We start from the raw sequence: 12,272 nt of genomic DNA on the forward strand, positions 1-12,272 counted from the left end.
AGGGTTGGCTGATTGATGCTGTACCTATTAGCCTAAAATATTTTGCCGGGGTTCATGATACCATGCGGGTCGAACACTTGCTTAATGCCCCGCATCAGGTTGAGCTGCACCTCACCTAGGGCAATACTGATATAAGGCCGTTGCACCAGCCCGATGCCGTGCTCTCCGCTGATGGTGCCACCTAGGCGCACGCACAGCTGAAACAGCTCGCGAATGGGCTGTTGAAGGCCGTGGTGCCACATTTCATCCGACAGTTCGCCGCGAATGATATTCACGTGCAGGTTGCCGTCGCCGGCGTGGCCGTAGCACACGCTCTTGAAACCGTACTGCTCGCCTAGGTCCTTCACGCCTTTGAGCAACGTGGGCAGCTCGGCACGTGGCACCACAGTGTCTTCTTCCTTGTACACCGAGTTGTAGCGCACGGCATTACCGATGTTGCGGCGGATTTTCCAGAGTTCGTCTTTCTGCGCGGCAGTGTCGGCCAGCAGAATTTCGCCCACGTCGTAGTGCTCGAGCACGGCGTACACTTGTTCGGCTTCTTTATACAGCTGATCCAGGTCTTGGCCGTCGAGCTCGATGAGCAAATGGGCGCGCACATCGTCGGGCAGTGCAAGCGGTATCTGCAGGTACTCCGACGACCACACGATGGCTTCGCGCTCCATAAACTCCATACCCGACGGGATAATGCCGGCCCGGAACACCGCCGATACCGCCTCGGCGGCTTGCTCCTCTTGCCGGAAAGGCACCAGCATCAGGATGTTCTGTTGCGGGTACGGCAGCAGCCGGAACACCACCTTGGTAATGATGCCCAGCGTACCCTCCGAGCCAATCATCAGCTGTGTGAGGTTGTAGCCGGTGGAGTTTTTGAGGGTGTTGGCGGCCGTCCAGATGATTTCGCCGGTGGGCAACACTACCTCCAGGTTCAATACATAGTCGCGCGTGGTGCCGTATTTCACGGCCTTTGGCCCCCCGCTGCTGTGGGCCAGGTTGCCACCTAGGGAGCAGCTGCCTTTGCTGGCCGGATCGGGCGGGTAAAACAGCCCCACCTCCTTCACGGCGTTCTGGAACACCTCGTTGATAACACCTGGCTCAACGGTTGCCTGCAGGTTGCGCTGATCAATGTTCAGGATACGGTTCAGGCGCTCGGTGCTCAGCACCACGCCTTGGTGAGTAGGCAGCGCTCCGCCGCTTAGGCCCGTACCGGCTCCGCGCGGCGTAACCGGAATGCGGTTTTCGTGGCAGAGGCGCATAATACGGCTAAGCTCGTCGGCGTTTGCAGGGCGCAGCACCACGTCGGGCCGAAACGCGAGGTCTTCGGTGTGGTCGCGGCCGTAGCGGGCGTACTCCTCTTCTTCGAGGCGTGCAGGCGTCAGCACATGGCTGGCACCCACTATGTTTTCGAAGGCGCTGATCAGCAATGGAGTTAACTGCCCAAACTGTATTTCTTTAAGTAACTGAGCCATTCGCGTATCTTTGTATCGATGCGGAAAACGTTCCCAAAGGTACGGCATTCGTTTCGGCCGGTCGGCCGGTTGTCGTACCTGCTCCTACCCATCCTTCTGCTTCTTGCTAGTTGCCAAGGTACCAAGAAGTTAAACCACCGCAACGGCCGCTATTACTCGGCTCAGGAGATTGCGCGCATGAAAGCCGCAGAGCGGCGCGGCCGGCCTGTGGCTGGCGCCGTCAGCAAAACCAAAATCAAGTCTAGCTCGCGCATGAGCAGCGGCGGGCGCAAAATCGTCGCGCACGGGCCCAAGCGCACGAGCAGTCCGGCTTCCGTGGATAGGCAATTGGGCACTGTTATCGAAGCGGCCCGCTCTTACCGCGGCACCCCTTACAAGTTTGGCGGCACCACCCGCCTAGGGCTCGATTGCTCGGGCCTGCTGAACGTATCTTTCGGCGCGGCTGGCATACAAATTCCGCGTTCGTCAAACGAACAGGCTGCCTGGGGCGACCCTATCCGTCCGCAGGATTTGCAGGCCGGCGATTTGGTATTTTTTGGAGGCTCACCTGGCAGCGGCAGCATCACGCACGTTGGTCTCGTCACCGAAGTAAGCGAAGAAGGCGTTCAGTTCATCCACTCTTCCACGTCGTTAGGTGTTGTGGAGAATGCTCTCGAAAGCGACTATTATTTGAGTCGCTTTATTAAAGCAGTAAGGCCGAAGTTGTGAAATTCCATCGTAGCTTTGCGGCGAATTTCATTCTGTGCATGAAGTCTCAACTAACCGCTTGCCCTGCGCCACTAGTTTACAGACACCCCGCTGCCTGCTGCGCAGCACTCGTGCGCCCATGCGCGCCCCACTACCTGGGCCGCCTCCCCTTTGATGTTTCTGCCGCGGCAACCGGCTGATTTACCAGCCCTGCCCTTCCGGAAAATAGCTTAGCTCACCGTTTCTCACACCCACACATGACAAACAAATTTATTCACCATCTCTTAGCACCCACTCTGGTTGTTGTGGCCGCTGTTCCTAGCTGGGGGCAAGGCGCTACAACATCGGCAATGGGTGGTACGATTACCGACAAAGCTGGTGAAGGGCTACCAGGTGCCACGGTAATTGCCGTGCACACTCCTACCGGTACGCAGTACGTGGCCCCCACCAACTCGGAAGGCCGCTACAACATTCAGAACATGCGTGTGGGCGGCCCTTACACTATCCGTGTAACGTTTGTGGGCTACCAAGAAGCCGTGCGCGAGGGCATCTTCCTGACGTTGGGCCAAACCCAGCGCCTCGACGTAAACCTGAGCGAGCAGACGCAGACGCTGCAAGGCGTTGAAATTGCTGGCCGCCGCGACCCGGTTATCAACGCCGGTCGTACGGGTGCCGCTACCTCCGTACAGCGCGAGCAGATTGAACGCCTGCCTACCCTAAACCGTAACCTGCAGGATTTTATCCGGGTATCGCCGCAAGCCAACGGCGGCGGTAGCAGCTCGATTGGCGGTGCCAACAATCGCTACAACAACATCACCATCGACGGTGCTGTAAACAACGACGTATTCGGCCTATCGGGCAGCGGTACTCCTGGTGGCAACGCCGGCACCCAGCCCATTTCGCTTGATGCTGTACAGGAACTTCAAATCGTTGTTGCTCCGTACGACGTAACGTTGGGTAACTTCACCGGCGGCGGCATTAACGCCGTTACGCGCTCGGGCACCAACGACCTGTCGGCTTCGATCTATGGCTTTGGCCGCAACCAAGACGTTGTTGGTAAGAGCGTAACCGAGCCCCGAACCAAAGCGGCCGAGTTTTACAACTACCAAACGGGTGCACGCGTAGGCGGTGCCATCGTGAAGAACAAAGTGTTCTTCTTCGTAAATGGTGAAATCAGCCGCCGCAATGAGCCTCTAGGTTTCGTTCCTGGCAATTCCGACTCGCGCCTTGAACTAAGCGTGATCAACCAGATTCGGGATCGAGCCGCTTCGCGCTACGGCTATGATGTTGGTGAGTTCCTGAACATCAACCGCCGCACCGAGAACAACCGTCTGTTCGGCCGTTTGGACTTCAACATCTCGGAAAACCACCAATTGACGGTCCGCCACAACTATGTTGAGGCGTTCGATGACAACATCTCGCGTGGTTCGACGACTCTGCGTTTTGGCAACAACGTTTTCCAAAACAACAACACCACCAACAGCTCGGTAGCTGAATTGAACAGCCGCCTAGGTGGTTTCTCGAACAAGCTACTAGTAAGCTACACGCGCATCCGCGACAACCGCACTACGCCGGAGCGTCTGTTCCCCACTTTTGAAATCAACCAAGGTGGCAACCGCTACACCTTCGGCACCGAGCGTAGCTCGGGCTTTAACGAGCTCGATCAGGACATCTTCGAACTGACTGACAACGTTACGCGCGCCGTAGGCAAGCACACCTTCACGCTGGGTACCCACAACGAGTTCTTTAAGTTCCGCAACCTGTTTATCAACAACGGGGTTGGCTACTACCAGTTCAACACGCTGGATGACTTTTTGAACGAGCGTCCCAACCGTTTGCAGGCTGCTTACCCCACTGCTAACAACGGCGAAGCTACCTTCAGCGCAATGCAAGCTGGCGTGTACGCGCAGGACGAATACTCGCCGATCGAGAACCTGCGTCTGACGCTGGGTGTTCGTTTGGACGTACCGTTCTTCTTCGACAAGCCAGGCTTTAACGCACCGGTCACCGAGCGTTTTGGTAGCAACATCAACACGCAAAACACCCCCAACGGGCAGTTGCTGTGGGCTCCGCGCCTAGGCTTCAACTGGGACGTGAACAACGATGCCAAAGTGCAGGTACGCGGTGGTACTGGTGTATTTACCGGCCGTGTTCCCTTCGTGTGGATTTCGAACGGCTTCACCAACAGCGGTCTGATCCAGGGAGCTATCGACCGACGTCCGACTGGCTCCGGTGCTAACACCCAGTACCCTGCTGTTGTAACTGATCCTGCTCTGTTCCCTTCGACTTTCGCTTCGACTGGCACTTCCGAGATCAACGTCATTGATAAGAACTTCAAGCTGCCGCAAGTATGGCGCTCGAACTTGGCCGTTGACTTCCGCCTGCCCGGCGACATCGTAGCTACCGTTGAAGGTATTTACTCGAAAACTCTGAACGACATCTACTACAAGAACATTAATCTTGTAGCGCCCAACGGTCGTTTGGCTGGCCCCGATAACCGCCCGGTTTACCCCTCGGCTCGTCAGCGCTTCACGAACTATACCAACGTTCTGCAGCTCGACAACACCAACAAAGGTTACCGCTACAACGCAACGGCCCAGTTGCAGAAGAACTTCACCAACGGCCTGAACACGAGTGTAGCCTACACTTATGGCATGTCGAAGGAAGTGAACAGCGGCGCAAGCAGCACGGCGCTTTCGAACTGGCAGTTCAACCAAGTACAAGCCGATCCGAACAACCCAGAGCTAGGTTTCTCGGCTAACGACCGCCGTCACCGCGTACTGGCAACGGGTGGTTACACCCTGCGCTACGCTGGCGACAAGCTAGCTACTAACTTCTCGGTTATATATGAAGGTCTGTCGGGCTCGCCTATCGCCTACGTGTACGGCCAGGGTGGTCGCGACTTGAACAACGACGGTGCGTTCTCGAACGACCTCATCTACATCCCGCGTGATGCTCGTGATGCAAACGAAATTGACATCGTAAAATCGCCGACTTCGGGCGGTGTAGCTGATCCGCGCTCGATTGACGAAATCCGCAACCAGCTGGAGACCTTTATTCAGAAAGATCCGTACCTGCGCAGCCGCCGTGGCCAGTACGCCGAGCGCTTTGCTGCTCGCACGCCTTGGACGCACCAAGTGGACATCCGCGTAGCTCAGGACTTCAACTTCATGGCTGGCGGTAAGCGCAACACCCTACAGGTGACCTTCGATATCCAGAATGTGGGCAACCTGTTGAACAACGAGTGGGGTCGTCAGTACTTCGTAGCCAACAACGCTGTTGAGCTGCTGCGTCCTGAAACCACCGGTTCGCCCAACGTACGTCCGCAGTTCTCCTTCCCGGCAACCTTTGCCAACAACGGTTACCGTCCGTATGACTTCTCGGCCTTCGCTTCGCGTTGGCAGGGTCAGTTGGGCGTGCGTTACACGTTCAACTAAACTATCCCAGGTTTAAATTGCCAAAAGGGCGGAGAGAGTTCTCTCCGCCCTTTTTTGTTTTTTACACAACAGATTTATATTAAAAATATTCAATGTTATATTCGCCAGAACGCAATGATTTATCGGTGCGTCCCGTTAATTAACAATTCGGTAAAGTTACGCCGACGCCCGGGAGCTAATTTTGTGGCCGGTTTCCAAAATAGCTCTTATGAAACACAAATTTGTTCACCACCTATTGGCTCCCACGCTGCTGGTAGCTACTGCTTCGCAAGGTTGGGGGCAAGGCGTAACCACCTCCGCTATGAGCGGGGTTATCACCGATAAAACGGGTCAGGGTTTGCCTGGGGCCACGGTAATTGCCGTGCACACTCCTACCGGTACGCAGTACGTAGCTCCTACCAACTCGGAAGGGCGCTACAACTTGCAGAACATGCGCGTGGGTGGTCCCTATGTCATCCGCGTGACCTTTGTGGGCTATCAGGAAACCACTCGTGAGGGCATCTTCCTGACCCTAGGTCAGACGCAACGCCTCGACGTGAACCTGAGCGAAGCCACCACAGAGCTGGCTGGCGTAACGGTAACGGGCACCCAGAACCCGGTTATCAACGCGGGCCGTACGGGCGCAGCCACCACCATTCAGCGCGAGCAGATTGAGCGTTTGCCCACCCTGAACCGCTCGTTTAACGACATGACGCGCCTGACGCCGCAAGCCAACGGCCAGAGCTTCGCGGGTCGAAACGGCGGTTACAACAACATCACCATCGACGGCGCTATTTTCAACAACTCGTTCGGCCTTTCCCCGACGGTTGGCGGCCAAGCCGGTGCGCAGCCCATCTCGCTCGACGCCATCGACCAGATTCAGGTAAGCATTGCGCCGTACGACGTGCGCCAGGGCTCTTTCACGGGGGCTGGCATCAACGCCGTTACGCGCTCGGGCACCAACAAAATTCAAGCTTCGGTGTACGGCTTCTACCGCGACCAGAAGTTTGTGGGCAGCAAGGTGGGCGACGTAACCCAGGACTACCCCAACTTTAACCTGAAGAACTACGGCTTCCGGGTGGGCGGCCCGGTTATCAAGGACAAGTTGTTCTTCTTCCTGAACGCCGAGTCGGAGCGCCGCAACGACCCGCCGTCGGGTAACTTCGTGGCCAACCGCCCTGGCCAAACGCCGGCCCCGGGTGGCAACTCGCAAACCTCGCGGGCTCTGGCTTCGGACCTCGATGTGCTGAGCAACTTCCTGCAGCAGAAGTACGGCTACAACCCCGGCGCTTACGAGGGCTTCGAACAGCGTTCGAACAGCGACAAGGCTACCGCTCGCCTCGACTGGAACATCTCGGATGCGCATCGCCTGAACGTGAAGTACAACTTCCTGCGTTCGTACGCCGATATTTCGCCCAGTAGCTCGAACGCCATTGGCAACAGCCGTTCGCAAACACAATTCGGCTTGCCGTTCTTCTCGTCGTACTACACGATCAACAACAACCTCGATTCGTGGATTGCCGAGTTGAACAGCACCTTCGGCAGCCGTTTCTCGAACAACTTCACGGCAGGTTACTCGCGCTTCCGCGACTTCCGTGAAAGCCCGGCAGGCACTATCTTCCCGCTGGTTGATATCGGCAACTCGACGGGCCTGAGCACTGGCGCCAACCTGAACAACATTACGGCCACCAACACGCTGACCACGTTTGGTTACGAGCCTTTCTCGGCCTTTAACATCCTCGATTCGGATGTTTACCAAGCCGGCAACAACTTTACGGCTTACCTAGGCAAACACAACGTAACCCTGGGCACCTACAACGAGGCGTACCGCTTCCGCAACGGCTTCGCCCCGAACTACTACGGCTCGTACCAGTACAACTCGCTCGACGACTTCTACGCTTCGGCAGTAACGCAGGAGGCACCGTACGGCTACGTGCGCGACGCCAACGGCGTACCGCAAATCAACAACAACCCGGCGCTGGCGCGCGGTGCGCAGCGCTACCAGTTGCAGTACTCGGCCCTGCCCGACGGCTCGTTCCCGTACGCCGAAACCAAAGCCGCTCAGTTTGGCCTGTACATTCAGGACGAATTTTCGGTGCGCAACAACCTGAAGGTAACCTACGGCGTGCGTGGCGACTTGCCGATTATCTACTCGGACATTGCGCGCAACAGCAACGCGGCTAACCTGACCTTCCGCGAAGGCGTGAAGCTCGAAACCGACCAGCTGCCGAAGGCACGGGTACTGTTTTCGCCGCGCGTGGGGGTAAACTGGGACGTATTCGACGATAAGAAAACCCAAGTGCGCGGCGGTACGGGCATCTTCACCGGCCGCGTGCCCTTCGTGTGGATTTCGAACCAAGCCAGCAACAACGGCGTGCAGTTCGGCTCCTACGATTTGCGCGGTGCCAACGCCATCAACCCCACTACCCGCCCGGCGGGCCAGACCACGGGTGGCACGCCTTCGTATTTCAATCCCGACGTGAACAAGTACCGCCCGGTAGGTGCTGCTGCCAACACGCAGTACAACCTGGCCGTGACGGACCGCGAATTTAAATTCCCGCAGGTGTGGCGTACCAACGCCGCCATCGACCAGGAGCTGCCCGGTGGCCTCATCGGTACGCTGGAAGGTATTTACACCCAAGACCTGAACGGGGTATACCACCAGAACGTGAACTTGCCGCAGCCGGTACGCAATGCCAACGGCGCCGATAACCGCCCGATCTTCTACACGCTGAGCGGCTCGGAAAGCAACGGTGTGGTAACCACTACTCCCGTTAACCGCATCTACGGCGGTCAGGGCGGCGTTTCGCCCACGAACCCCAACATCACGGATGCCATCCTGATGAAGAACACCAACAAGGGGTACTCGTACGCCGTAACCGGCCAGTTGCAGAAGACTTTCAGCAACGGTTTCTACGCCAGCGCGGCCTACACCTACTCCGATTCGAAGTCGGTGAACGACGGCGGCTCGATTGCGCAGTCGATCTGGCGCGACCGTGCTGTATCGGGCGACCCGAACGCCAACGTATTGGCTTACTCGAACTTCCTGCAGCAGCACCGCGTGGTGGCCTCGGCCTCTTACCGCCGCGAGTACCTAGGGCACCTAGGCACCACCATTTCGCTGTTCTACGAAGCTGCGCCGGCCGGCCGCTTCTCGTACACCTACGCCGGCGACATGAACGGCGACGGCACGGGCGGCAACAACGACCTGATGTACGTGCCGCGCAGCCGCGACGAGATTGTGTTGCGCAACATCACCTTCTTCTCGGGCACGCCGCAGCAGCAGGTGTACACCGCCGATCAGCAGTGGGCCGACTTGGATGCGTACATCAACCAGGATAAATACCTGAGCACCCGCCGCGGCCAGTACGCCGAGCGCAACGGTGCCGTACGCCCCTGGCAGAACCGTCTCGACTTCCGCTTGCTCCAGGACGTATTCACGAACCTGGGCGACAACAAAAATACCCTGCAGCTGAGCGTCGACGTGTTCAACATTGGCAACATGATCAACTCCGATTGGGGTGTGTTCCAGACGGCCAACCGCACCACCCCGCTCAACTGGGTAGGTTACAACGCCCAAGGCCAGCCGGTGTTTGAGTACCGCTACCTTACCAACCCCACCCGCACGGTATCGGGCAGCGATGTAACAGTAACGCCGGGCCAAGCGCTGAACACCACCTTCCGTAACGACACGGGCGGTATTGGTTCGCGCTGGCAGATGCAAATTGGCTTGCGCTACATCTTCAACTAACAATCAGCAGGTTACAGCTAAAAACCCGGTCTGGAGCGTTCCAGGCCGGGTTTTTCTTTTTTGAAATGCATAATTTTTTTTCGGCAGACGCTTGCGTTTACCAAAACCGGGTATACCTTTGCACCACAATTCCACGGTAGATGACCGCGGAACACTACACAAGGGGGATTAGCTCAGCTGGCTAGAGCGCTTGCATGGCATGCAAGAGGTCATCGGTTCGACTCCGATATTCTCCACTCCTGTTTTTATTTTAGCCCCAAGAAGCCCAGCCCTCAAAGCTGGGTTTTTTGTTTTCGACGGATTGCGGTTCGGTTATGCTGCCTCGCACTTTGCAACGTACCTAGGTACCAAAACCACGGGGCCCCGGCTGCAGCAGCCGGGGCCCCGTAGGCAGGTGCTGGGCCGCGCGTGGGGCGGCGGTACCTAGGGCATTACACAAATAAGCCGTCGACGGACAGGTAACGTTCGCCGGTGTCGTAGCAGAAGGTGAGCACGCGGCCACCTTGCGGCACTTCGGCCAGCTTTTTGGCCACGGCCGCCAGCGAAGCCCCCGACGACACGCCCACAAACAAACCCTCTTCGCGGGCAGCGCGGCGCGCCATTTCGAATGCTTCGGCTTGGCTGATTTGCACGGTGCCGTCGAGCACGTTGGTGTGCAGGTTGTTCGGGATGAACCCCGCGCCGATGCCCTGAATGGGGTGCGGCCCAGGCTGGCCGCCGCTGATAACCGGCGAGAGTTCGGGCTCCACGGCAAACACTTTCATGTGCGGAAATTGCGGCTTAAGCACCTCGGCTACGGCCGTGATGTGGCCACCGGTGCCCACCCCCGTGATGTAGAAATCGAAGCCCTCGGGGGCATCGCGCAGAATTTCCTTAGCTGTGGTATCGGCGTGTACCTGAATGTTGGCCGGGTTGTCGAACTGCATCGGAATCCAGGCGCCGGGCGTTTCGCGCACAATTTCGTGGGCCCGCTCGATGGCGCCCTTCATGCCTTTTTCGCGCGGCGTCAGCTCGAGTTGGGCGCCGTAAGCCGCCATCAGGCGGCGGCGTTCGATGGACATCGACTCGGGCATGACGAGCGTAAGGCGGTAGCCTTTGACGGCGGCCACCATGGCCAAGCCCACACCGGTGTTGCCTGAGGTAGGCTCCACAATCAGGCTATCGGGCGTGAGGATGCCGTCTTTCTCGGCCTGTTCGATCATCGATAGGGCAATGCGGTCTTTGATGCTGCCGCCGGGGTTGGCGCGTTCCAACTTCATCCACACCTCCACATCGGGGCGGATGTCTTTGAACAAGCGGTTGATGCGCAGCAGCGGGGTGTTGCCAATGGTATCGAGAATGGTTTGGGCTTTCATGAGGTCAGAGACGAGTAAAGCAAATCCAGGAATTGATGAACCGGCAAATTGTTAGGCAAGCGCCGTAAATCATAACTCGGCGGCAAAAAGGCTTCCGGTAGGCGCACCCTAAATGGAAAAGGTAAGGTCGGCCGTGGGGTCTTCGGCGCGGGTAACGTAAAGCTGCGCCCGGTGATACACGCGCGAGTGCGACGGCACGCTCTCGGTTAGCCACACATTGCCCCCGATGATGCTGTGCCGCCCCACAACCGTGCTGCCACCTAGGATGGTGGCACCGGCGTAAATCACCACGTTGTCTTCGATGGTAGGGTGGCGCTTTTGGTTGGCCAGGTCCTTGGCTACACTCAGGGCACCTAGGGTTACGCCCTGAAACAGGCGCACGTGGTCGCCCAGCACGGCCGTTTCGCCGATAACAATGCCCGTACCATGATCGATGCTGCACGAGCGGCCGATGCGGGCGCCCGGGTGAATATCAATGCCGGTGCGCTGGTGGGCGTATTCGCTGAGCAGGCGCGGCAGCAACGGCACGCGGCGCTGGTAAAACGCATGCGCCAGCCGGTGCAGGGCCAAGGCATAAAAACCCGGGTACGTGCTGATAACTTCGGCCATGTCCTGCGCTGCCGGGTCGGCGGCCAGGATGGCGCGCGCATCGAGCACCAACAACTCGTGCAGCAAGGGCAGTTGCCCAAACAAATCGGCGGCCAACGCGGCCGGACCCACCGGCAACCCCGACACCGACTCGAGCAGCTGCGCAACGCGGGTTTGCAGATCGGTGAGCACGCGACTTACCGTTTCGGGGCTGCTGAGGCGCTGCTCGGTGCGCTCCGGAAACAGCAGCGCCAGCAGGCTATCGGCCAGCTGGCACAGCTGGGGGCCGGGCAGCGGTGGCGGGGCGGCGCGGTGGGTATCGGCCAGCGCGGTTATAAAAGCGTCGCGTATCATGAATACAGAAAAACAGGTTGCTGAAGGTGTTTGCCTGGCCCGCGGGGTGGCTTGGTCGGCTCAACCAGCACCTAGGGGCATGGGTTGGCCGGCTAATATTAGGCAACCGCCGGGGTTTTGCCTGCGTTACCTGAGCTTACATCCTCATCTGTTCAACCTCCAAAACACCGCTATCATGCAGGATACCACTGTCACTAAAATTGATTCGCGCCATTCGCCCAAAGGCCCCGAGGGCCAGAAATACCTTGCTTCCGGCATCAATGTATCGATGCGCCTGTGGGAAAACGAGCAACCCAGCGACGCCAAAGAGCTGGTAAGCCGCGACTACGAAACCGTGGGCTTTGTGATTGAGGGCCGCGCCGAGCTGCACCTCGAAGGCCAAATGGTGGTGCTCGAGCCCGGCAACTCGTGGGTGGTGCCCAAGGGCGCGCAGCATACCTATCGGATTCTGGAGCCATTTACGGCCGTAGAGGCCACCACGCCCCCGGCACAAGCGCACAACCGCGACGCATAATTAAGCCCTGCTGCCAGAACAAAAGTTCTGGCAGCTTTTTTTATAAGCACACCGAATTAACAACTATATTACTATGGCATCATTATAAAATACCAATGTAGCTTCATTATTTCCTTGCTGCTCTCCGTTGCTCGCCAAGCCAAA

The 12,272-nt window shown here is 58.1% G+C and carries 7 protein-coding genes and 1 tRNA gene; 5 read left to right on the forward strand and 3 right to left on the reverse strand.

All coding sequences use genetic code 11. The annotated features are described in order from the left end of the window. Window positions 1-32: 32 nt before the first annotated feature. Window positions 33-1,463, reverse strand: coding sequence for an FAD-binding oxidoreductase (locus D3Y59_RS09165; protein ID WP_162910661.1), 1,431 nt, complete (start codon window positions 1,461-1,463; stop codon window positions 33-35). A gap of 177 nt (window positions 1,464-1,640) precedes the next feature. Here D3Y59_RS09165 and D3Y59_RS09170 point away from each other — a divergent pair, with 177 nt between their 5' ends. The 4 genes from D3Y59_RS09170 (at window position 1,641) to D3Y59_RS09185 (ending at window position 9,553) form a co-directional block, all read left to right on the forward strand. Continuing rightward, on the forward strand, window positions 1,641-2,171 hold the full coding sequence (locus D3Y59_RS09170; protein WP_240410319.1) for a C40 family peptidase: 531 nt from the start codon (window positions 1,641-1,643) through the stop codon (window positions 2,169-2,171). A gap of 236 nt (window positions 2,172-2,407) precedes the next feature. Beyond that, the gene (locus tag D3Y59_RS09175) at window positions 2,408-5,587 is read left to right on the forward strand and encodes a TonB-dependent receptor (protein ID WP_119444783.1); all 3,180 of its coding nucleotides are present in this window, start codon (window positions 2,408-2,410) and stop codon (window positions 5,585-5,587) included. A gap of 208 nt (window positions 5,588-5,795) precedes the next feature. Continuing rightward, window positions 5,796-9,317, forward strand: coding sequence for a TonB-dependent receptor (locus D3Y59_RS09180; protein ID WP_119444784.1), 3,522 nt, complete (start codon window positions 5,796-5,798; stop codon window positions 9,315-9,317). A 162-nt stretch (window positions 9,318-9,479) separates the two neighbouring features. After that, window positions 9,480-9,553, forward strand: a tRNA-Ala gene (locus D3Y59_RS09185). A 195-nt stretch (window positions 9,554-9,748) separates the two neighbouring features. Here the strand turns inward: D3Y59_RS09185 and cysK are convergent. Together cysK and epsC are read right to left on the reverse strand one after the other, a co-directional pair. After that, window positions 9,749-10,672 carry a cysteine synthase A gene (cysK, locus tag D3Y59_RS09190; protein ID WP_119444785.1) on the reverse strand — a complete coding sequence of 308 codons (924 nt, stop codon included), beginning with the start codon at window positions 10,670-10,672 and terminating at the stop codon, window positions 9,749-9,751. 108 nt (window positions 10,673-10,780) lie between these two features. Next, complete coding sequence (gene epsC / locus D3Y59_RS09195; protein ID WP_119444786.1) at window positions 10,781-11,614, reverse strand: serine O-acetyltransferase EpsC; 834 nt, start codon at window positions 11,612-11,614, stop codon at window positions 10,781-10,783. A gap of 175 nt (window positions 11,615-11,789) precedes the next feature. On the opposite strand from epsC, the gene D3Y59_RS09200 reads away from it, so the two are divergent. Continuing rightward, entirely contained in the window at window positions 11,790-12,128 is a 339-nt protein-coding gene (locus tag D3Y59_RS09200) for a cupin domain-containing protein (RefSeq protein ID WP_119444787.1), read from the forward strand. The last annotated feature ends 144 nt before the right edge of the window (window positions 12,129-12,272 follow it).

The sequence above is a fragment of the Hymenobacter oligotrophus genome (assembly GCF_003574965.1).
Classification (GTDB): Bacteria; Bacteroidota; Bacteroidia; order Cytophagales; family Hymenobacteraceae; genus Solirubrum; species Solirubrum oligotrophum.